At 73.4% G+C, this 21,877-nt stretch carries 18 protein-coding genes; 11 read left to right on the top strand and 7 right to left on the bottom strand.

What is annotated here, in order from left to right:
* Positions 1–6: 6 nt before the first annotated feature.
* On the bottom strand, positions 7–327 hold the full coding sequence (locus tag ADK64_RS18315) for an ArsR/SmtB family transcription factor (RefSeq protein ID WP_053660248.1): 321 nt from the start codon (positions 325–327) through the stop codon (positions 7–9).
* A 202-nt stretch (positions 328–529) separates the two neighbouring features.
* Between ADK64_RS18315 and ADK64_RS18310 the strand changes: the two genes are divergently transcribed.
* Positions 530–2,044 (top strand): MFS transporter, encoded by a 1,515-nt coding sequence (locus ADK64_RS18310; RefSeq protein WP_053660246.1) that lies wholly within the window; start codon positions 530–532, stop codon positions 2,042–2,044.
* A gap of 245 nt (positions 2,045–2,289) precedes the next feature.
* A complete protein-coding gene (locus ADK64_RS18305; protein WP_053660244.1) occupies positions 2,290–2,631 on the top strand; it encodes a hypothetical protein in 342 nt (113 codons plus the stop codon).
* Between the two features lie 288 nt (positions 2,632–2,919).
* Here ADK64_RS18305 and ADK64_RS18300 read toward each other — a convergent pair whose 3' ends face one another.
* On the bottom strand, positions 2,920–3,351 hold the full coding sequence (locus ADK64_RS18300; protein ID WP_053660242.1) for a subtilase-type protease inhibitor: 432 nt from the start codon (positions 3,349–3,351) through the stop codon (positions 2,920–2,922).
* 437 nt (positions 3,352–3,788) lie between these two features.
* On the opposite strand from ADK64_RS18300, the gene ADK64_RS18295 reads away from it, so the two are divergent.
* Positions 3,789–4,958, top strand: a complete 1,170-nt coding sequence (locus ADK64_RS18295; protein ID WP_053660241.1) for a lactate 2-monooxygenase — start codon at positions 3,789–3,791, stop codon at positions 4,956–4,958.
* 167 nt (positions 4,959–5,125) lie between these two features.
* Here the strand turns inward: ADK64_RS18295 and ADK64_RS18290 are convergent, their stop codons facing one another.
* The 3 genes from ADK64_RS18290 to ADK64_RS18280 all read right to left on the bottom strand — a co-directional run bounded on the left by ADK64_RS18290 (position 5,126) and on the right by ADK64_RS18280 (position 7,964).
* A complete protein-coding gene (locus ADK64_RS18290; RefSeq protein WP_053660239.1) occupies positions 5,126–6,811 on the bottom strand; it encodes an RICIN domain-containing protein in 1,686 nt (561 codons plus the stop codon).
* A gap of 531 nt (positions 6,812–7,342) precedes the next feature.
* Positions 7,343–7,720: a toxin Doc gene (locus ADK64_RS18285; protein ID WP_053660237.1), complete on the bottom strand. Its 378-nt coding sequence runs from the start codon at positions 7,718–7,720 to the stop codon at positions 7,343–7,345.
* A 4-nt stretch (positions 7,721–7,724) separates the two neighbouring features.
* A complete protein-coding gene (locus tag ADK64_RS18280; RefSeq protein WP_053660235.1) occupies positions 7,725–7,964 on the bottom strand; it encodes a hypothetical protein in 240 nt (79 codons plus the stop codon).
* 173 nt (positions 7,965–8,137) lie between these two features.
* Here ADK64_RS18280 and ADK64_RS18275 point away from each other — a divergent pair, with 173 nt between their 5' ends.
* Both ADK64_RS18275 and ADK64_RS18270 read left to right on the top strand, forming a co-directional pair.
* Positions 8,138–8,647 carry a methylated-DNA--[protein]-cysteine S-methyltransferase gene (locus ADK64_RS18275; RefSeq protein WP_234384624.1) on the top strand — a complete coding sequence of 170 codons (510 nt, stop codon included), beginning with the start codon at positions 8,138–8,140 and terminating at the stop codon, positions 8,645–8,647.
* An 11-nt stretch (positions 8,648–8,658) separates the two neighbouring features.
* Positions 8,659–9,381: a 2OG-Fe(II) oxygenase gene (locus tag ADK64_RS18270; RefSeq protein ID WP_053660233.1), complete on the top strand. Its 723-nt coding sequence runs from the start codon at positions 8,659–8,661 to the stop codon at positions 9,379–9,381.
* A gap of 227 nt (positions 9,382–9,608) precedes the next feature.
* On the opposite strand, the gene ADK64_RS18265 is transcribed toward ADK64_RS18270, so the two are convergent.
* Complete coding sequence (locus ADK64_RS18265; RefSeq protein ID WP_053660232.1) at positions 9,609–12,707, bottom strand: glycoside hydrolase family 2 TIM barrel-domain containing protein; 3,099 nt, start codon at positions 12,705–12,707, stop codon at positions 9,609–9,611.
* Positions 12,708–12,972: 265 nt separating this feature from the next.
* Here ADK64_RS18265 and ADK64_RS18260 point away from each other — a divergent pair, with 265 nt between their 5' ends.
* The gene (locus ADK64_RS18260) at positions 12,973–15,360 is read left to right on the top strand and encodes a SpoIIE family protein phosphatase (RefSeq protein ID WP_053660231.1); all 2,388 of its coding nucleotides are present in this window, start codon (positions 12,973–12,975) and stop codon (positions 15,358–15,360) included.
* A gap of 234 nt (positions 15,361–15,594) precedes the next feature.
* On the opposite strand, the gene ADK64_RS18255 is transcribed toward ADK64_RS18260, so the two are convergent.
* A complete protein-coding gene (locus tag ADK64_RS18255; protein WP_420712995.1) occupies positions 15,595–16,125 on the bottom strand; it encodes an RNA polymerase sigma factor in 531 nt (176 codons plus the stop codon).
* Positions 16,126–16,190: 65 nt separating this feature from the next.
* Here ADK64_RS18255 and ADK64_RS18250 point away from each other — a divergent pair, with 65 nt between their 5' ends.
* From ADK64_RS18250 to ADK64_RS18230, 5 genes are all read left to right on the top strand, one after another.
* Positions 16,191–17,585: a serine/threonine-protein kinase gene (locus ADK64_RS18250; protein WP_053660228.1), complete on the top strand. Its 1,395-nt coding sequence runs from the start codon at positions 16,191–16,193 to the stop codon at positions 17,583–17,585.
* Between the two features lie 151 nt (positions 17,586–17,736).
* Positions 17,737–18,438, top strand: coding sequence for a DUF4232 domain-containing protein (locus ADK64_RS18245; protein WP_053660226.1), 702 nt, complete (start codon positions 17,737–17,739; stop codon positions 18,436–18,438).
* Positions 18,439–18,635: 197 nt separating this feature from the next.
* Positions 18,636–19,877, top strand: a complete 1,242-nt coding sequence (locus tag ADK64_RS18240; RefSeq protein ID WP_199829643.1) for a hypothetical protein — start codon at positions 18,636–18,638, stop codon at positions 19,875–19,877.
* A gap of 63 nt (positions 19,878–19,940) precedes the next feature.
* On the top strand, positions 19,941–21,194 hold the full coding sequence (locus ADK64_RS18235) for an arsenic transporter (RefSeq protein WP_053660223.1): 1,254 nt from the start codon (positions 19,941–19,943) through the stop codon (positions 21,192–21,194).
* Positions 21,195–21,228: 34 nt separating this feature from the next.
* The gene (locus ADK64_RS18230) at positions 21,229–21,720 is read left to right on the top strand and encodes a universal stress protein (RefSeq protein WP_053660221.1); all 492 of its coding nucleotides are present in this window, start codon (positions 21,229–21,231) and stop codon (positions 21,718–21,720) included.
* Positions 21,721–21,877: the final 157 nt, after the last annotated feature.

Genomic DNA, 21,877 nt, shown 5'->3' with positions numbered 1-21,877 from the left:
GGGGTGTCAGCTGTCGTCCGACACCTCGTCGAGGCGTCGGCCCAGGGCGTCCAGGCTGCCGTTCCACAGCCTGCGGTAGGGCTCCAGCCAGGCGTCCAGGGCGGCGATCGGGGCCGGGTCGAGGGCGTAGACGCGTCGCTGCGCATCCTGACTGACCCGGACCAGTCCCGCCTCCCGGAGCACCTTCAGGTGCTTGGACGTACTCGGCTGGCTCAGCCCGCAGGCCTCGACGATCTCCCCGACGGGCCGGGGGCGTTCCAGCAGGAGCGCCACGATGGCCCGCCGGTGGGGGTCGGCCAGCGCGGACCAGAGCGCTGCGTCGGACATGGGCCTCAATATGCCTCACCAGTTATATGAACGTCAACGTATACACGCCGCCTCGACCCGGAAGCCCAGCGAAACGTTGCCGTTTCGCTGAAAGTGCTCTAATCTCGACGTGTACGAAACCGTTTCGTTTACGTGTGCCTTACGTCCGCACGCTGCTCTTGCACGCTGCTTCCGCACCCGAACGACTTCCCTGGAGTGGTTCATGTCCCAGAAGACCCTGGCCGACGACTCCCGAGCCGGAGCCGTCGCCGTCGACGCGATCGAACGGAGCGCGGCCTCACCGAAGCGGTGGTGGATCCTCGCGGTCGTCGCCGTCGCCCAGCTGATGGTCGTCCTCGACGCCACGATCGTGAACATCGCGCTGCCGTCCGCCCAGACCGCCCTCGGCTTCTCCGACGGCAGCCGGCAGTGGATCGTGACGGCGTACGCGCTGGCCTTCGCCTCCCTGCTGCTGCTCGGCGGACGCATCGCCGACCTCTTCGGCCGCAAACCCGCCTTCCTGGTGGGCGTCGTCGGCTTCGCCGCGGCCTCCGCCCTCGGCGGCGCGGCGAACGGCTTCACCATGCTGGTCGTCGCCCGCGCCCTCCAGGGTGCCTTCGGCGCACTGCTCGCGCCGGCCGCGCTGTCCCTGCTCAACACCACGTTCACGGACGCCCGGGAGCGGGCGCGCGCCTTCAGCGTGTACGGCGCGATCGCCGGCGCCGGCGGTGCGGTGGGCCTGCTGCTCGGCGGTGTGCTGACCGACGCCCTCGACTGGCGCTGGACCCTGTACGTGAACGTGGCCATCGCCGTCGTCGCCTTCGCGGGCGGCTGGATCCTGCTGAGCAACCACCGCGACGCGGCGAACGCCAAGCTCGACGTGCCGGGCACGGTCCTGGTCGCCTCCGGTCTGTTCTCCCTGGTCTACGGCTTCTCCAACGCCGAGACCCACCACTGGGGTTCGCCGCTGACCTGGGGCTTCCTGATCGCGGGCGGGCTGCTGCTGACGGCCTTCGCCTGGTGGCAGACCCGGGCCGCACACCCGCTGCTGCCCATGCGCATCCTGCTGGACCGCGACCGCGCGGCCTCCTACCTCGCGGTACTGATCACCGGCGCGGGCATGTTCGGCGTGTTCCTCTTCCTGACCTACTACCTCCAGCTCAACCTCGGCTTCAGCCCCACGAAGACCGGTCTGGCGTTCCTGCCGATGGTCGGTGCGCTGATGGTGACCGCGCAGGTCGGCACGACCGTACTGCTGCCCCGGATCGGCCCGAAGGCGGTCATCCCGCTGGGCTTCGCCATAGCCACGGCCGGCATGGCCTGGCTGACCGGCATCGGCGTCGGCGCGCACTACGCGAGCGCGGTCCTGCCCCAGCTGATCGTGATCGGCGTGGGCCTCGGCATGGTCATGCCGCCGGCCATGCAGCTGGCCACCGGCGGGGTCGCGGCGGAGGACGCGGGCGTGGCCTCGGCGGCCGTCAACGCCATGCAGCAGGTGGGTGGTTCGATCGGTACGGCGCTGCTGAACACCCTCGCCGCGAGCGCCGCCACGGACTATCTCTCCGGGCGGGACGCCACCAGCAAACTGGTGCAGGCGCAGGCGACCATCGAGAGCTACACGACCGCCTTCTGGTGGTCCGCGGGACTCTTCGCGGCGGGCGCGCTGATCGCCTTCCTGCTCTACCGGCGCGGGGTGTCGCGGCAGGACGCGGGGGCCGCTCCGGTCGTCCACATGTGACCACCGGAATCCGAACCCGAGGGGCCGCCGTCAGCAGGGAGACGGCGGCCCCTCGGCCTGCCGTCGTGAAGGGGTGCGCAAGGCGACGGCGGTGTCCGGCTGCACCGCGTTCCTGGTCCCGGCGGTAGGCTGCGCGGCCGCACCGGTGCCGTGGTGGCTGACCGGCGGACGGCGGACGGCGGAAGAGGCGGTGGTGGCCACCGCTGCGGCCGCTCGGGCTGCTGCCCCCGGCCGCCGGTGCCGCCGTGATCCTGGCGGCCTTCGCCCGGTTCGCCGCGGAGGGGCTTGGCACCCCGGCGCCGGTCGCGCCGCCCGAGCGGCTGGTGGCGAGCGGCCCGTACCGGACGTGCGCCATCCGATCCGCCTCGCGGCCGTCGCCGTACTCGCCGGGCGGGGCCCGCTGCTCGCCCGGCCGGTGCGGTTCGGCTGTGCCGCCGGTGCCCGGGAGGCTGAGCCTGGCCCTCGTCCACTGGTACGAGGAGCCGCAGTGGGTGCGCCGGTTCGGGCCGCACCACGAACGCCATCGCCGGGCGGTGCCCGCCCGGCTCCCCCGGCTCCCCCGGCGCACTCCTTGGCGGGGCGCCTGAGCGTGGTCGCTCTGCCGTGTCGCTCTGTGTACCCGCCGCTTCCTGCCACCCGGGAGACGTCACCGGCACAGGACCGACGGCACCAGTTGAAACCGGTGTTTTTTCGCCGCTCCCCGGGAGGCCCCCCACGGGCCTGCCCGGGGAGCGGCTGTGTGCCCGGAAGCCGGCGGGCGGCCCCACTCCGCCCGTCCGGCCCCGGCACGAGATCGCTGGTTCCCCACTCCAGGGGCCGCACTCCCCAGTCACGGACCTGATCCGGCGTGTACGGGAACCCGTGCGATCCCGGTCCTAGAAGGCGAAGACACCGCCCACGGAGTCCTTCACGCACGAGTTGCCGAAGGTCCGCTCGTAGGAGACGCGCTGGCCCTGCCAGACGCCCTGGACGGTGACGACGACCGGGTTGTACAGCTTGTTGCACCACACGCCCTCGGCGGGCTTGAGCGCGCTGAAGTCACCACCGGTGGCGTTCAGTTCGGCGCAGGCCCGGGGCGCGTCCGGGTGGGTGCCGGAGGCCGTGGGGGCGCAGGTGAGGGTGACGGCGCGCTCTGGAGTGGCGGTGGCCGCGTCGTTGCCGTGGCCGATCGTGAGAACCAGCACCGAAGGGGCGTAGAGCGACGACGGGGCGGCGCCCGGTGCAGCGACGGCGGCCCCGGTCAGGGGTCCGCAAACGGCGGCGGCCGTGAGGCCGAGGGCCGCTGCCCAGCGCGCGGTGTTCCGCATTGTGTGCATCCTTCCGCTCGAACAGACGAGGTGCCGGCCCGGGCCCGGGTCTGGGCGCCGGAGCGGCGAGCGCCACTCTGCCGAGTCCACCGTCGAAACTCACATCGAACGCATAGGTTTCGGTAACCTTTCGTGTTGAAGCAGTGGCGTGAAGTCACGGAATTCGCACACCGTGACCCCGGAACGGAGCGGGTTCCGCCGTCCGGACACGAGCGGATGGCCGGAAATCGGCGCTTCGTTAATCGTCCTGAAACATTCCGACTCCGACCGCCACAAGGCCCCTCATGACTCCTTGTGTTCACGAAGTGATCACCAAGCGGAGGGCGTCCCCGGTCGGAACCGAGTCCGCCACCCACCGTCCGGGCCGCCGGCCACCCGCCCGTATCGTCGGGCTGCACGCGTACCCAGCTCCTCGACGACGAGAGGCGGACGGCCGGATGGCGAAGCACTGGGCCGACTTCCAGTACGAGATCTATCTGAACGGGATGACGGGTGCCGTGCCCCGGCTCCCCACCGATCTGACCCGGCTGGAGGAGCTGGCCGAACACCGGCTCGGACCTGGTCCGGTGGGGTACGTGGCGGGCAGCGCGGGCGACGGCAGCACGGCCCGCGCCAACCGGGCCGCACTCGCCCGGCGCCGGATCGTGCCGCGCATGCTGCGGGACGTGGCCGCGCGCGATCTGTCCACCGAGGTGTTCGGGCGGTCCCTGTCGGCGCCGCTGGCGCTGGCGCCCGTCGGCGTGCTCCGGATCATGCATCCGGTCGCCGAGTGCGCCGCCGCCCGGGCCGCCGCCGCGCAGGGCGTGCCGTACACCCTGTCGTCGGCGTCCAGCACGCCGATGGAGCAGGTGGCGGAGGCGATGGGGGACGCCGAGCGGTGGTTCCAGCTGTACTGGGGCAAGGACCGCGAGGTGACCCGGAGTTTCCTCGCCCGGGCGAAGGCCGCCGGGTTCTCGGTGCTGGTCGTCACCCTGGACACCCAGTTGCTGGCGTGGCGGCCCCGGGATCTGGACCAGGCGTATCTGCCGTTCCTGCACGGGGTGGGCACCGCCAACTACTTCACCGACCCGGCCTTCCTGGCAGGGCTCGCGCGGCCCGTGGAGGAGGATCCGAACGCGGCCGTGCTGCACTTCCTGGGCCTGTTCGGGGATCCGGCCAAGTCCTGGCCGGACCTGGCCTTTCTGCGGGAGCACTGGGACGGGCCGATCGTCCTCAAGGGCGTCCTGCATCCCGACGACGCCCGGCTGGCCGCCGATGCCGGCATGGACGGCGTGGTGGTCTCCAACCACGGCGGCCGGCAGGTGGCCGGCTCGGTCGCCGCGGCCGACGCGCTGCCCCGGGTCGCGGACGCGGTCGGCGACCGGCTGACGGTGCTGTTCGACAGCGGGGTGCGCACCGGCGACGACGTGTTCAAGGCGCTGGCCCTGGGCGCGCGGGCGGTGCTGGTCGGACGGCCGTACGTCTACGGGCTCGGCCTGGACGGCCAGGCGGGCGTCGAGCACGTCATCCGCTCGCTGCTGGCCGAGTTCGACCTGACCCTCGCCCTGTCCGGACACTCCCGCCCGGCCACGGTATCGCCGGCCGACCTCATCGAGGCCCCCGCCTGAACCACCGCAACCGGCGACGGGCAGGACGCCCCGGGGCTCACCGACGACACGTCAGAGGCCCTGCCCCGGCATACCCGACCCGGCGGCACGGAGACAGCCGCCGACCCCGGCGAGAACCCCGCCTGAGCCGGCCGAAACCGGTGGCGGACTCCGCCACCGGCAACGGCTCAGGCATCCCTCTCCGGCAACCCCGCCGGTCGCACGGACGGTCCGCCCGTACCGGCGACGGACAGGGAGCCGGGGCGCGCCGACGACGCGTCGGTGGTCCAGTGCTGGGCGGGCGAGTGGTCACGGGCCTTGACCACGAGATCGGCGCCCGGGGCCGTGCCCGTGGAGGCGAGAGCGAGGGTCTGGTCCCAGCGGGGGAGCAACTCGCCCTGCACGGTGAGGTCGTAGCGCACGTCCTTCTCGCGCTTCGAGCCCGTGTCGGCGCAGGTACCGAGGATCACCACCCCGGCGTCGGCGTGCGAGTCCAGGCACAGCCCCGAGCCGGCCGCGCTGCGCAGCAGCCCGTCGGCGTCGTACGTCCACTGCTGGGTGACCGCCGACGAACAGGCGGCCAGGATCACACCCGCCCCGGCGCCCGGGGCGCCCTTGATGTCGAGGCACAGGTTCGCGGCGGCGTTGCGCAGCCGGGTAGGCCGACCTGCCGCCGGCAGCCCGGCGGTGCCGGGCGCGGGGGTGCCGGGCGCGGGGGTGCCTGCTCTGCCGGGGACGGCGCTGGTGGAGGCGACCGGGTCGGTGCCGTCACCGCCGTCCGGCCACATGCCGATCGCCAGGACGGTCACGAGCAGCCCGGCCGAGGCCACTCCGACCCCGGTGAGCAGCGTCCGGGACGAGAAGGCCGGGACCCTGGCGAGCGGTCCGGGTTCGTCGTCGCCGCGCCGGCGAGCGCGGGACGCCCGTGTCCGGGCCCGCGGTTCGCCCTCGGTGCGCCGCCGGGCGCCGAGCAGTCCGGGCCGGTCCCCGCCGCGCCGGCGTCCGCCCGAGCGCCGGGAGCCGCCGCGGGCGGGGCCGGGACGGCGGCCGGGGCGGGAGTCGAGGTAGCGGCGGGCGCCCCAGCCGAGCACGGCCTCGGCGAGCAGCACGCCGGGCGCGGCGTCGGCATGGCCGAGTTGCTCGGCGGCATGCCGGCAGTAGGAGCAGGCGGCCAGGTGCTCCTGGACGTCCGGCAGCAGGGCGCCGCCCCGGCGGATCGGGACGTCGAGCAGCCGGTTGTAGTAGCGGCAGTCCTTGCCGGGCGCGAGTTCCCGGTGGGCGCGCACCAGGCCTTCCCGGAATTTCTCGCGCGCCTGCCCGAGCGCGGCCGTCGCGCTGTCGGTGTCCAGGCCGAGCAGTGCGGCGGGAACGGTTATCGGCTCGGCCTCGACCTCGGTATGCCACAGCAGGGCCTGCTCCAGCCGGGGAAGGGCGTGGAAAGAGCGGTCGGAGAGGGCGCGGTTTTCCGGTATCAGCGTCTTGGCGGCGCGCATACCACGGCCCCCGGCGGGTTTTCCGAGTCCGGGCAGTACGGCCGTGATCCGGTCGGTGCCGGACCAGTTGACGACCGTGTCCCGGACGGCGACCAGCAGACGGGGCCGCAGCGCCTCGGCGGGTTCACCGAGCGCGAGCCTGCCGAGGACCTGGTGGAAGGCGGTGGCGGTGACCATGTGGGCGAGCGGGCCGGACAGGGCCAGGCAGATGACCGCGTACTCCTGTGCCGACTGCCAGTGCCGGGCCATCAGCAGGGCGGCGGACCGCGAGCCTTCCGCATCGGAACCGGCCCGCAGCGGGCCGGCGAGCAACTCGTCCGGTTCCCCGGTGTCCTTGCCGGGCGGCGGATAGGGGGGACGAGGAGGGTGGGGGGTGGGCACTGAGCGGATTCCTTTGGTGCGTGATGCGTCGATGCGTATCTCCGGGGCGCGCGCGGGGAAGCGAAATCACCGGCGCTCGGCCGGTGAAGGATCCGCAACTGCCGGAAGAACTCCGGACTTTACCCCCCGCACGAGCGCGTCAACCCTTGCACAACTTCCACACGACCAACAGGGCGCCCGCACAATATCGCCAGGTTTGAAAGAAAGTCAGAAAGGGTGCTCTCCCGTCTGTTGGCGGGCGGCGCGCTTCGGTATTTCGAGCGCCCCGTGTGAAGCGCGCACACGCACCGGCCGGCCGCGCTCGCTCCCGGGCGGTGCGGCCCCGTGGTGGACTGGGCGCGGCCCTCTCGGAAGGCCCCGCGCGGGACGGCGGCTCTCCCGCGCGAAACGGCCGCCGGTCCCGTTCCTCCCGCCCTCGGCCGGCGGCCCCGGCGGCTTCCCCCCGCCGGCCGGGGCGGGTGCGGATCAGCGCGGATCCACTCGTCTTCCGCTCGGGTCGCCTCGGTTCCTTTCGGTTCCGCCCGGACGCGCTCAGATCTGCCAGGAACGCAGCCGGTCGGCCGCCCCGTAGACGTCCGCCTTGCCGGAGATCAGGTCACGGGCGAGGTCGACGAGGGCGCCGTAGGGCGGGTCGATGCCTACGCCGCTGACGAACATGTAGGCCACGGCGGTCGCGCAGGCGAAGCGGGCGTTGGCCGCGGGCAGCGGCTTGAGCACGGCGAGGGTGTGCAGCAGGGCGGCGGCCCGCCAGGCGGGATCGGAGTCGACGCCGAGCCGGGGCGGGTCCACGCGGTGCCGGGCGACGGCGGCGACCAGCGCGGAGAAGTCGTCGACCGCGGGCTGGTCGGGCAGGACCTCCTCATGGCGCTGGAGCAGCCAGGGGACGTCGATGTGGATGACGGGGGGCATCGGCTCAGGCGGCCTCGTCCTTGACGGCGGGCTCGTCGTCCGGGAAGGCGGCCGCGAACTCCTCGGCGTGTGCGGCGAAGAACTGCCGGAACGCCTCGGCACCCTCCTGCAGGGCCCGGTGCCGGGCGATGTCGGCGGCGGCGGCCTCGCGGACGAGGGCCTTCATCGACGTACCGCGCTCCTTGGCGATCTGCCGCAGGTCCTCTAGTTCCCGGTCGCTGAACTCCACGTTGAGAGCTGGCATGTCCCTCACGGTACCGCGCGGGTACTCACCCGTAAATATCACCAGGTCAGACGGCATTCGCCACGGTACCTACGCGACCCGAGAACCATGTCCGATTCCCGCCGGTGCCGGGGCGCCCGACGCAGCAGACTCGGCAGCGGGCAATGAGACCGTCGAAGACACCAGGAGCACCGATGAACACCCGCACCGTGCACACCGTCCACCCGAGCCCGCTGGGCGACCTGCTGCTGACCGGCTCGGTCGCGGCGGCCGGCGTCACGCTCACCTCGCTCACCCTGCCCGGGCAGCGCGGCGCGCCCGTCGTCCGTGCCGAGAACCGCGACGACGCGCCGTTCGCCGAGGCGCACCGCCGGCTGGACGCCTACTTCGCGGGCCGCCCGACCCGTTTCGACCTGCCGCTCGCGCCCGCCGGCACCCCGTTCCAGCAAGCGGTCTGGCAGGCCCTGGACGACATCCCCCACGGCACGACGACCACGTACGGCGAGCTGGCCGCCCGGCTGGGCGTGCCGCGGGCCGAGCTGCGGGCGGTCGGCCGGGCCCTCGGTGCCAACCCGCTCCTGCTCGTCCGCCCCTGCCACCGGGTGATCGGCGCGGACGGCTCGATGCGCGGGTACGCGGGCGGAGTCGAGCGCAAGGTGTGGCTGCTGACGCACGAGGGCGCGCTGCAGCCGGCGCTGGTGTGAGGGAGCCCGTCATGTCGTTCACCCCGGCCGAGGCCCGCCGCCGCGCGGCCCGCACCGACTGGACCGTCCTCGCGGCCGAGTTGGACGAGCACGGCAGCGCCCCCACCGGTCCGCTGCTGACGCCCGCCGAATGCGCCGAGCTGGCCGCCCTGTACGACGACCCGGAGCTGTTCCGGACCACGGTCGACCTGGCCCGGCACCGGTTCGGCTCCGGCGCGTACCGGTACTTCACCCACGACCTGCCCGCGCCGGTGGCCGCGCTGCGGGCCGCGCTCTATCCCCGGCTGCTGCCCGTCGCCCGGGACTGGGCGGCCCGGCTGGAGCGTCCGGCGCCGTGGCCCGACTCGCTCGACGCATGGATCGAGCGCTGTCATGCCGCCGGCCAGGACCGCTCGGCGCAGATCCTGCTGAGCTACGGACCGGGCGACTGGAACGCCCTGCACCGGGACGTGTTCGGGGAGCTGGTCTTCCCGCTCCAGGTGGTGATCGGGCTGGACGCGTACGGCACCGACTACACCGGGGGCGAGTTCCTGATGGTGGAGCAGCGCCCGCGCGCCCAGTCCCGGGGTACCTCGCAGGTCCTGCGGCAGGGGCACGGCCTGGTGTTCACGACCCGGGACCACCCCGTGCGCACCCGGCGCGGCTGGTCGGCCGGGGCGATGCGGCACGGGGTGAGCACCGTGCGCTCCGGGCGCCGGCGCACGCTGGGGCTGGTGTTCCACGACGCCGCGTGACCGGGGCCCGGTGGCTGCCCCGGGCCGGCCGCGCAGAACACCCTGCAGGCCGGGGACGTAGGGCATGCCGTACGGCTGGGCCGCGGCCGTCGCCAGGCAGGTGTCCGCGGCCCGGCAGCGCGCCGATCTGGTGGACGCGGACCCGGGGGCCGGTGTCGGGCTGGTACGACTCCGCCGCGCGAGCACCGGAAGACCCGGCCGCCAGCGCCGTGCGCCGAAGCGAGGACCTACACCTCCAGCCGGCTGATGCGCACCGCCCCCTTCGCCTCGCCCGGGTGGGCGCTGGTGAGGGTCAGCCGCAGCCGGGCGCCGCGTGCCGCGTCGAAGGTGATCACCGTCGGGCTGTCCGACGCGGTGGCCCACTGCGTCTTCGCGCCCGTCACCGGCACATGGGCGCGGCCGTCCCACACGGCCACCTCGACCCGCGCGGGCAACGTGTGACCGGCGTCCACCGTGAAGGAGACCTCGACCCGGTCGAAGGTGCGGGTGCGCCCGGCGTCGAGGGACACCCAGTCCGTCGCGCGGGCTCCGGTGAAGGCGGGCAGCAGCCCGGTGGCCGACTTCGTGAAGGCGTTGGACCAGCCGGTGGCCGGATCGCCGTCCAGCATCGCGGCGGGCGGGGTGTCCTCGCGCCCGGAGTAACTGGCGTCCGCGTACGGATAGTCGACCGGATCCGGATGGTCCGGCCCGAAGCCGGCCGCCGGGGTGCGAGCCGCCTCGCGCGCCGCGGTGGCCCGCACACCCACCGTGCCGGTGCGCAGCCCGGCCACACGCGCCGTGACCTTCAGCTCCCCCGGCTGCGTGCCGGACCGGACGATGGCGAGGGCCTTGCCGTGGAACGCGGTGCGCGTGCTCGCCTGGTAGCGCTCGGCGCTCTCCTCGCGACCGTTGTCGACCCCGGCGAGGGAGCCGCCGCCGACGTCGAAGGTGATGAGGTGCTCTGCGTCCGGCACCAGCACGCCGTGCGCGTCGACGATGTCGGCGGTGACGAAGACCAGTGAACGGCCGTCCGCGGCAACGGTGTCGCGGTCGGCGGTGAGGCGTACGGCGTGCGGGACGCCGGCCGTGCGCAGCACATCGGTGGCGACCACCTCGCCGTCCCGCCGGGCCACCGCCTTCAACTCCCCCGGCCGGTACGGCACTTTCCACGACAGGTGCAGTTTGCCCGCGCTGCCGTTGGGGCTGGTGTAGCTGCCCGGGTAGGGGCCGTCGGTGACCGTCTTGTCGTCGCCGGTGGCCTCGGTGGTCTCCAGGTAGGCACGCCCGTCGGCGGTCCTCTTGACGTCGAACTCCCTTGTGCCGAGGGATTCTCCGTTGAGGAACAGCTCGACGGAGGGCACGTTGGCGTACGCCCAGACCTCCACGGTGTCACCGTCTTCGTGGTTCCAGGTCATGGGCAGCAGATGGACCATCGGCTCGGTCGTCCACTGGCTCTTGAACAGGTGGTACATGTCCTTGGGGAACCCGGCCGTGTCGACGGCGCCGAAGAAGGACGCCTTGACCGGGAAGACGTCGTACGGGGTGGGCTCGCCGATGTAGTCGATGCCGGACCACAGGAACTGGCCGGCGAACCACACGCGGTCCCGGTCCTTCTTGTGGCCGTACTCGCCGCTCATCGTCCAGGAGGCGAGGTTGTTGTCGTAGGAGGAGGTCGCCCGTCTGCCGGGCGTGTGGTTCTCGCCGGTGTTGAGGTGCTCGGGCTCCTGGTAGGCGCCCCGGGTCGAGGTCTCCGAGGAGGACTCGGACTCGAAGAGGAAGAGATGCGGGTACCGGGCGTGCAGGGCGTCGACCGACTTCGCGGTGTTGTAGTTCAGGCCGAGGCCGTCGAGCTTGGCGAGCATCAGATCGGCGGCGGAGCCGGTGGCGGGTACGCCGTGGTACTTGTTGGAGCCGATGACGACCGGGCGGCTGTCGTCGGCGGCCTTGATCGCGCCGATGATCCGGTCGGCCATGGCGAGCCCGGCCGTGGAGGTGGAGTCGGGGATCTCGTTGCCGATGGACCACAGCACCACGGCGGGCGAGTTGCGGGCGGCGAGCACCATCTCGGTGGCGTCCTTCTCGCACCACTCGTCGAAGAACCGGCCGTAGTCGTACGTCGTCTTGCCGGTCCGCCAGCAGTCGAAGGCCTCGACCATCATCACGATGCCCAGCTCCTCGCAGGCCTGGATCATCTGCGGGGAGGGCGGGTTGTGCGAGGTGCGGAAGGCGTTGACCCCCATCGACTTCATGATCCGCAGCTGTCTGCGGACCGCGTCGAGGCTGATCGCCGCGCCGAGGGCGCCCTGGTCGTGGTGGAGGTCGACGCCCTTGATCTTGGTGTGGGTGCCGTTGAGGGAGAAGCCCTCGTCCGGGTCGAAGCGGTAGTCACGGATACCGAAGGGCGTGACGCAGGTGTCGGTGGTGCGGCCGCCGACGCGCAGCTCGGTGTGCAGGGTGTACCGGTTCCCGGGAGTGTCGAAGTCCCACAGTCTGGGCCCCGGGACGGTCAGTTCATGGGTCTCGGTGGCCTGCTCGGAGGCGGCGACGGTGGTGGCGGCGCGGGCGACCGTACGGCCGTCGGGTGCGACGATCCGCGACAGGACCGTTACGTCCGTGCCGGTGCCGGACTCGTTCAGCACCGTAGTCGCCGCCCGGACCAGCGCGCTGCCGGCCGAGATCTGCGGGGTGGTGACGTAGGTGCCCCAGCGGGCCACGTGCACCGGCTCGGTGATCACCAGCCGGGCCTCGCGGTACATGCCGCTGCCCGAGTACCAGCGGCTGCTCGGCAGCCGGTTCTGCACCTTCACCGCGAGGACGTTCGGCGTGCTGCCGTCGGTGTGCACGAGGCCGGTGAGGTCGAGGGCGAAGCCGGTGTAGCCGTAGGGGTGACGGCCGGCCTCGGTGCCGTTGCAGTAGACGTGGGAGTCCATGTAGACGCCGTCGAACTCCACCGAGATCCGCTTGCCCGTGTACGCCGGCGGGAGGGTGAAGGCGAGCCGGTACCAGCCGAGGCCGCCCGGGAGGAAGCCGGTGCCGCTGGTGGTGCCGTGGTCGGTCGTGGGGGTCTGCTCGATGCTCCAGTCGTGCGGGACGGCGAGCGCGCGCCAGGCCGAGTCGTCGTAGCCGGGATCGGCGGCCCGGTCGTAGGCGCCGGTCGGGTCCGTGATGCCACCGGGATTGACCAGCGCGAAGCGCCAGCCGTCCCGCAGCGGCACGGTGCGGCGGCCGGCGGCGCCCGCGGACGCGTCGGCGGCGAGGGCGGCCGGGGCCGCCGCCGTGCTCAGCAGTGCTCCGGCTGCGGGCGTTGCCGTGGCTGCGACCAGAACCGATCGTCGCGTGACCGTCATGGCGGCTCTCCCTCATCAGGACCCAGAAGTACTCACAACTAATCGTGAACAAACAGATTCTGACGGTCTGCCATGCACGATCGTCAAGGGTCCGGAAGCTCGCGTGCGCACTCGGTGACGCATCGGCCGGATTTCCCCCTTGACCGTGTTCGACCGCCCGGCCGGCCGGGCGGGGGTCACGGTTCACGGGAGTGCGTGAAGCACTACGCTGGAACGCGAGTGGTGCCACCTGTTCACTGTGAGTGTGCGCTTGGGAGCGGCGACGATGAGCCGGGTCTATCCGTTCGACGAGGCGGCGACGGCCCGGGCCGTCATCGACGACGACGGAACGCTGGTGGAGTGGAACGAGGGTGCGCGACGCCTGCTCGGCCACCCCGCGCAGGCGGTCCTGGGCCGCCCCGCCGCCCGGCTGCTGGCCGGGGACGACCCCCCGTCCGTCCCGAGGGACGCCCGCTGGACGGGCACGGTCGGATTGCGCCACCAGGACGGGCGTACGGTCCCGGTCTGGGTGCTCGCCCACCGCCGGCCGCCCCGCGACGGACGCGCCGGGGACTGGCTCGTGGTCACCCCGCTGACCGGCGGCGAGCAGCCCGCCGCGGGCGACCCGCTGGCCGAGGCGGGCCTGATCCAGTCACCGTGCGCGCTCGCCGTCTTCGACGGCGCGCTCAGGCTGCGCCGGATGAACGACGCCATGTCCGACGTCATCGGGCTGCCGGAGGAGCGGGTACGGGGTCTCAGGCTCGCGGAGATCGGCGGCAGGCCGCAGAGCGAGGAACTGGAACAGGCCATGCTCCGGGTGCTGACCACCGGCCGGCCGGACGACGTGCAGGCCTCCAGCCGCACCGGCCGCGGGGACCACGCCCACGCCTGGCTCGCCCGGATCGCCCCCGTCCGGGACGGCGCGGGCCGGGTGCGCGGGGTGTGTCTGGCCGCGCACGACATCACCGACAACTACCGGGCCCGGCAGCGGCTGCAGCTGGTGAACGAGGCGAGCGTGCGCATCGGCAGCACGCTGGACGTCACCCGGACGGCCCAGGAGCTGGCGGACGTGTGCGTGCCCGCACTCGCCGACTTCGTCACCATCGACCTGCTCGACCCGCAGGCACACGGCGGCGAGCCCCCGGCCCGCATCACGGCGCCGGTGCAACTGCGGCGGATCGCCCACCAGTCGGTGCACCCACAGGTGCCGGAGGCGGTGATCCGTCCCGGGCAGGCCGAGGAGTACCCGGCCGGCTCCCCGCAGGCCGACTCGCTGACCGCGGGCCACACGATCGTCGCCTCGGTGGTCGAGGGGGACATCGACGACTGGCTGACCTGGCACACCACGCGGGGCAGGCGCGTGAAGGAGTTCGGCATGCACTCCTCGATGTCGGTGCCGATCCAGGCGCGCGGGCTCACCCTCGGGGTCGCGGTCCTCATCCGGCACCGGCGCCCGGACCCGTTCACCGCGGACGACGTGCTGCTGGCGGAGGAGATCACCGCCCGCGCCGCCGTCTGCGTCGACAACGCGCGCCGCTACTCCCGCGAGCGGGAGACCGCCCTCGCGCTCCAGCGCAGCCTGCTGCCCCGCACCCTGCCGCGCACGGCCGCGCTGGAGGCGTCCTCCCGCTATCTGCCGGCCGCGCGGGCCGGGGTGGGCGGCGACTGGTTCGATGTGATCCCGCTGTCCGGGATGCGGGTCGCGATGGTCGTCGGGGACGTCGTCGGGCACGGGGTGCAGGCCTCGGCCACCATGGGCCGGCTGCGCACCGCCGTACGCACCCTCGCCGACATCGACCTCGCCCCGGACGAACTGCTCACCCATCTGGACGACCTGGTGGTGCGGCTCTCGGAGGAGTCCGGCGGCGACGGCAGCCCCGGCGAGGTCGGCGCGACCTGCCTGTACGCGGTCTACGACCCGGTGTCACGGCGCTGCACCCTGGCCCGCGCCGGGCATCCGCCGCCGGTGCTGCGCCGGCCGGGAGACCGGCCGCGTCTGCTGGACGTGCCCGCCGGTCCCCCGCTGGGCCTGGGCGGACTGCCCTTCGAGTCCACCGAGGTGGGGCTGCCCGAGGGCAGTGTCCTCGCCCTGTACACCGACGGCCTCGTGATGTCCGGGGAGCGGGACGGGGACGCCGCCCGCCGGCTGCTGTACGAGGCGCTCAAGACGGACACGGACTCCCTCGACGCGATCTGTGACAGGGTCCTGCACGCCCTGCTGCCGGCCGGGGGCGCCCCCGACGACGTGGCGCTGCTGCTCGCCCGCACCCGGGGCCTGCCCCCCTCCCAGGTGGCCACCTGGGACATCCCGGCCGACCCGGCGCTGGTGGCGCCGGTCCGCAAGCAGGTCGTGGAGCGGTTGGACACCTGGGGGCTGAGCGAGGCGGCGTTCACGGCGGAGCTGGTGGTCAGCGAGCTGGTCACGAACGCCATCCGGTACGGCTCGCACCCCATCCGGCTGCGGCTGATCCACGACGCGGCCACGCTGATCTGCGAGGTGTCCGACACCAGCCACACCGCCCCGCACCTGCGCCGGGCCAAGATCTTCGACGAGGGCGGTCGGGGTCTGCTGCTGGTCGCCCAGCTCACCCAGCGCTGGGGCAGCCGGCACACCCCGGAGGGCAAGACGATCTGGGCGGAACTGCCGCTGTTCGAGGAGGAGGACCACGGGTGACCGCGCCGCGGGGCGGTGCCGCGCTGCGCGGTCCGTCGGCCGCGGCACCGCGCGGCTGGTCGGGGCATGCGGCGGCAGCCCTTGTCGCGCACGCCCTGGCGCCGCGCCAGCCCTGTGTCCGACACCGCCCCGCGCGACCGCGCACGCCCTGGCGCCGCGCCGGGTCGGCGGTTCCCGGCGTCCGGTCCGTCTGCGGGCCGGGCCCCGGACGGTCCCGGCCGGCCGGGGCGCGGCTCAGCCGCCGGCCAGCCAGGGCCGTACCTGCTTGCGGGCCTCGTGCAGACGGGACTTGAGGGTGCCGAGCGGAATGCCGACGCGCTCGGCGACCTCGGCGTACTCCAACTGGCAGATGTCGCGGTAGACCAGCGGCGCGACCAGGTGCGGGTGCGTGCGCTCCAGCCGTTCCAGCGCCTCCAGCAGATCCACCCGGGAGCCGGCGATGACGCTGGTGGTGCGCGGGTCGACGGCGTACGCGGGCTCGATGGTCGCGGGCTGCTCGGCGGCGCGCCGCTTCAGCTCGCGGTACTTCTGCCGGCAGCAGTTGGCGACCACGGTGTACAGCCAGGTGCCGAAGCGGCTGCGGCCCTCGAACGCGGTGATGTGCCGGGCCACCTGGAGCAGCACGTCCTGGGCGGCCTCCTCGGCGTCCTCCCGGCAGGGGAGGAAGCGCGCGCAGCGCCTCAGGACCTCCGGCCGGATCTCGGCCAGCAGCCGGTCCAGGGCAGTGCTGTCGCCCGCCGCGGCCTGCCGGGCGAGGTCTTCCATCGGCGACTGGTCCTGCACGGACGGGCCCCCCTTCGAGTCGATCTCAGGCCAGGCATGATAGTCGTATGCACTCCCTGGAGCGGATCGGCCGCTACCGCCTCGAACGGCCGCTGGGCAGCGGCGCCTTCGCCACGGTGTGGCTCGCGCACGACGAAGAGCTCCAGGCCCCCGTCGCGGTGAAGGTCCTCGCGGAGAACTGGGCGCACCGGCTCGACATCAGGGAGCGCTTCCTGTCCGAGGCGAGGCTGCTGCGCCGGGCCGGCTCGGGCCGCCTCGTACAGGTCTACGACATCGGTCAACTCCCGGACGGCAGGCCGTACTTCGTGATGGAGTACGCCGACGGCGGGACCCTCGCCGATCTGCTGGCGGACGGCCCGCTGCCGGTGCGGGACGCGCTGGCGCTGACCGCGGAGGCCGCGCGCGGCGCCGCCGCGCTGCACGAGGCGGGCATCGTGCACCGCGACATCAAGCCGACCAACGTGCTGCTGCACACCGCGCCGGACGGCACCCGGCGGGTGCTGCTGGCCGACCTGGGGCTGGCCAAGAGCCTCGCGCAGGCCTCGGTGCTCACCCTGGCCGCGGGTTCGGCGGGCTATCAGCCGCCGGAGCAGGCCGAGCCCGGCGAGGGCATCGACGAGCGGGCCGACGTCTACAGCCTGGGCGCGGTGGGTTACGAGCTGCTCACCGGGACCGTGCCGGGCTCCCCGGGCAAGGTCGTGGCACCCCGGCGGCTGCGGCCGGACCTCGGCGAGGACGTGGAGCGGGCGCTGCTGCGGGCGCTGGAGCCGGACCGGGAGCGGCGCTGGCCCGGCGCGCAGGTGTTCGCGCAGGAGCTGGACCGGCTGGCGGCGGTCCCTGCGGGGACGGCGTCCGGCGCGCGGCGGCTGGACGGCGTGCGCGGCCGGCTGAACGTCGTGACGCTGTCGCTGGCCGCGCTCCTCGCCGCCGCGGTGGCCGCGGTCGCGGTGACCGTCGTCCTGCACCGCGGGGGCTCCCCGGACGGGACGCAGGTGACGGACGCGACCGGACGGGTCGTCGTGCGGGTGCCCGCGGGCTGGGGCCGCGAGCTGCGCGACTCCGGCTGGGACCCGAGCGTGCTGGGGCTGGCCAAGGGGCACGAACCGGGGCTGGTGGTCGCCGACGACCTGACCCGGTGGTCCGATCTGGGCAAGGCCGTGGACGGGGTGTTCGTCGGGGTGAGCGAGCACGGCGACGTCACGGGGAAGGTGAAGGTCCTCACGCACTCCGGCTGCCGCTACTCGGGCAGCCGCAGCTTCGCCGACGCCGGCTTCCGCGGACTGGTGCGGGCCTGGAGCGGCTGTCCGGACGGCGGTTCGGTCACGGAGTCCGCGCTGGCCCCGGCGGACGGCGCCGGCCAGCCGCAGGTGTACGTACAGGTGCGCGAGCGGGGTGCCGGGGACGCCACCGACGGGATACTCCGTTCGCTGCGCGTGGGCTGAGGCACGCCTGCCGGAGGTCACGGCGGGGAATGAACCCTGCGTGTGCCGAACTTTTCGGGCGCTGTGCGCATCGGAAGGTGATGACGGCGCACTCGGCGCCGCACGCACGCGTCCTGTCGCGTGCCCTGACCATCCAGGAGTGTTGAGCGACATGGTGTACGCACCCCGGTCCGCGCGGCACGGGGCCCTGCTCGTCGGTACGTTCGCCGTGCTGGGCCTCCTGACCGCCTGTGGAAACAGCAACACGCACCACAGCACCCCCGCTGTCATCTCGTCCGGTACGGCCGCGCCCGCGACGGACGGCACCCAGAGCCCGGTGTCCGCCACGTCCGCGCCGACCGCCGCCACCTCCGGCTCCACCGGCACCGCCTCGTCGCCCGCCCCGCGGGGCTCGGCGTCGCAGGGCGGCGGTCCGACCACGGCCCCCGCCGCGAGTTCCCGCTGCCACACCTCGGAGCTGCGCGCCTCCGTGGGCCGCAACGACCCGGGGGCCGGCCAGGAGAACTTCCCGGTCGTGTTCACCAACCAATCAGCCCGCACCTGCACCGTGCACGGTTTTCCGGGCGCGGCGTTCGTGACCGCCTCCGGCGGCCAGCTCGGCCCGGATCCCAAGCGCGAGTCGGGCTCCCCGGTGACGATCACGCTCAAGCCGGGGCAGAGCGCTTGGGCGGGGCTGACCTTCTCCAACCCCGGAATCAGCGGCGCCAAGACGGCCACCCCGGCCGCGCTGCTGGTCACACCGCCGGACGAGCGCGACTCCCTGAAGGTCGCGTGGGCGGGCGGCGCGGTGCCCGTGGGCGGGAACTCCTCATCCGTCTTCCTGTCGGTGCTCGCCCCCGGTTCGGCGCCCTGACCTGCGCAGACGCCGTCCAGAGAACCCCGCTGCCCGAGGCCAGGGCAGCGGGGTTCGTCATGAGCGCGCCACAACTGTCACAGGACGGCAACAGCCGCCGCAGGCCGCGATCTTTCTTCCGGCTCCCGCAATCGAACTCGTCGATCGCACGGTGAGCAGGCCCCGCAGAGGGCCGCGAGAAGAAACTCGGGGACAAGATGAGCGGGATCTCACGCAGGCGGGTGCTGACGGCGGGCGCGGCGGCGGGCGCCCTGGGCACGCTGGCCGCGTGCTCCTCCGGCACCGGCCTCTCGGTCGGCGGCTCGGACTCGGACGGCAAGGGCACCGCGCAGGCCCGGCCGGCGAAGCCGATCGGCGACGGCTCCACCGCCGACACCGGCGCCCAGCCGCACCAGCCGACGCCGGACCGGCTGAAGCCGGGCCAGAAGCCCCCGCAGTTCGTGGTGTTCTCCTGGGACGGCGCGGGCGAGCTGAGCAACCAGCTGTTCTCCCGGTTCCGCAAGGTCGCCGCCGACCACGGCGCCAAGATGACGTTCTTCCTCAGCGGCATCTACGCCCTGCCCGAGTCCAAGAAGAACCTGTACCGCCCGCCGCAGCACGCGGTCGGCGCCTCCGCCATCGGCTACCTCGCCGACCGGCACATCCACGCCACGCTCCAGCAAGTGCGCTCCGCCTGGCTGGAGGGCCACGAGATAGGCACCCACTTCAACGGGCACTTCTGCGGGGCGACCGGGGTGCGCAACTGGTCCCCGGCCGAGTGGCGCAGCGAGATCGACCAGGCCATGGGCTTCGTGACGCAGTGGAAGACCAACACCGGCTTCACGGACCTCGACCCGCTGCCCTTCGACTACCACAAGGAGCTGATCGGCGGCCGCACCCCCTGCCTGGAGGGCCAGTCCAATCTGCTGCCCACCGCGGCCGCGCTCGGCTGGAAGTACGACGCCAGCTCCCCCGGCGGGCTGCAGATCTGGCCCGGCAAGGTGCAGGGCGGAAAGATCTGGGACTTCCCGCTGCAGTCCATCCCCTTTCCGGGGCACAACTTCCAGGTGCTCTCGATGGACTACAACATGATGTTCAACCAGTCCGGCGGCAATCCGACCGGTGACCGCGCCCAGTACGACGCCTGGCGCACCCAAGCCCGCGACGCCTATGTCGCCGGCTTCCAGCGCGCCTATACGACCAACCGCGCCCCCTTCTTCATCGGCAACCACTTCGAGCGCTGGAACGGCGGCATCTACATGGACGCCGTCGAGGAGGCGATCGGGAAGATGGCCGCCCACGGCGACGACGTGCGCTTCGTGTCGTTCAAGCAGCTCGTGCACTGGCTGGAGGCGCAGGACCAGGCGGTGCTGCGCAAGTTGCGCACCCTGGTGCCCGGGCAGTCCCCGGTGGGCGGCTGGGCGGACTTCCTGGGCGCGGCGGGCAGCCAGTCCTCCTGAGCTGTTCAGGATCGTCTGTTTTCATGGGCGGGCACCGTGTGATCGTTTCCGGAAGGACCCGTCCTGAACACCCCGCTCGCCGAAGCGCTGTCCGCCCTACTCCTCGTCGCCGTGCTCGCCTTCGCCGTCGTACGGCCCTTCGGCTGGCCGGAGGCGGTCATGGCCGTCCCCGCCGCCGGGATCGCGGTCGCCACCGGGGCGATCTCGCTGGACCACGCCCGGGCCGAGGCGGAGCGGCTCGGCCCGGTGGTCGGCTTCCTGGCGGCCGTGCTGGTGCTCGCCCACTTCTGCGACGTGGAGGGGCTGTTCCAGGCGTGCGGTGCGTGGATGGCCCGCTGGGCGGCGGGCCGGCCGGTGCGGCTGCTGACGGCGGTCTTCGCGCTGGCGTCCGCCATCACCGCCGTCCTCAGCCTGGACGCCACGATCGTGCTGCTCACCCCGGTGGTCTTCGCCACGGCCGCGCGGACCGGCGTACGCCCGAAGCCGCACATCTACGCCTGTACGCATCTGTCGAACACGGCGTCGCTGCTGCTGCCGGTGTCGAATCTGACGAACCTGCTGGCATTCGCGGCGAGCGGGCTGAGCTTCACCCGGTTCGCGGCGCTGATGGCGCTGCCGTGGCTGGTGGCGATCGGCGCCGAGTACGGGGTGTTCCGGTGGTTCTTCGCCCGTGACCTCGCGGCGGCGGCACCGGTGGGCCAGGACCCCGGCGAGGCGCCGCGGCTGCCCCTGTTCGCCCTGGTCACCGTGGCCTGCACGCTCGCCGGGTTCGTGGTGGCCTCGGCGTTCGGGGTGCAGCCGGCCTGGGTCGCGGCGGCGGGTGCGCTGGTGCTGGCCGGGCGGGCGCTGGTGCGGCGGCAGGCGACCGGGCTGAGCGTCGTACGGGCCGCCGCGCCCGCGTTTCTCGCGTTCGTGCTGGCGCTGGGCATCGTGGTGCGGGCGGTCGTCGACAACGGGCTCGCGGACGTCCTCGGGCAGGTGGTACCGGGCGGCACCGCGCTGCCCGCGCTGCTCGGGATCGCCGCGCTGGCCGCCGTCCTGGCGAACCTGATCAACAATCTGCCCGCGGTGCTGGTCCTGCTGCCGCTGGCTGCGCCGGCCGGTCCGGGCGCGGTGCTGGCGGTGCTGCTCGGCGTGAACATCGGCCCGAACCTGACCTACGCCGGGTCGCTGGCGACGCTGTTGTGGCGGCGGATCGTGCATCAGCACGACCATGGCGTGGATCTCGGCGAGTTCACCCGGCTGGGCCTGATCGCCGTGCCGTTCTCCCTGGCCGCCGCGGTGGTGGCACTGTGGGGGTCGCTACAGGTTCTCTGAGGGTTCCGTGCGTGCGCCGAGGGAGGCCGACCGGATGCGTGTGATCGCCTGGCTCGTCGAGGGCACCTGGCCCGCCTGCGTGGACGCCGTGCGCGCCCACGCGCCGGACGGCGCCGAGGTGGTCCTGCTGCACGTCAGCGGGACCGAGGTGCCGGGGCTCGCGCACGGCGCGTTCGCGGGACTGCTCGGACGCGGGCACCCGGAGCTGGATCCGGGCGACCGGTTGGAGGCGCTCGGCGGGAGGTCGGCGGCCGAGTTGCTCGACGCGGCGGCCGGACGGCTGGGCCTGCCGTGTGTGCGCGAGGAGCGGTCGGGGCGGGTCGAGCGGGAGGTGGTGGCCGCCTGCGCCGGCGCCGATCTGCTGGTGCTGGCCCGCGACGGGGACCGCTCCCGGCTCGGGCCGCACAGCCTGGGCCCGGCGGTCCGGTTCGCCGTCGACCACGCGCCCTGTCCGGTGCTGCTGGTGTGGCCGGAACCAGCCCCTCCGCTGGGCACGATCCCGCCACCGCCACCGCACCACCCCTGAGTCAGCGGTGGTGGTGCCCGCCGCCCCCGTAACCCCCTCCGCCCCAGCCGCAGTAGTACGGGTACGCGGTGCAGGGGTCGGACGTGGCAGGCGGCGTGGGCGGCGGGGCGACCGTGGTGTCCGTGGGGGCCGGGGTGGGCGAAGAGGCGGGGCCGGG

Origin of the sequence: Streptomyces sp. MMG1121, assembly GCF_001280015.1 — a bacterium.
Classification (GTDB): Bacteria; Actinomycetota; Actinomycetes; order Streptomycetales; family Streptomycetaceae; genus Streptomyces.
Note: the sequence above shows the minus strand (reverse complement) of the source record. Positions and strands in the feature narration are given on the sequence as shown.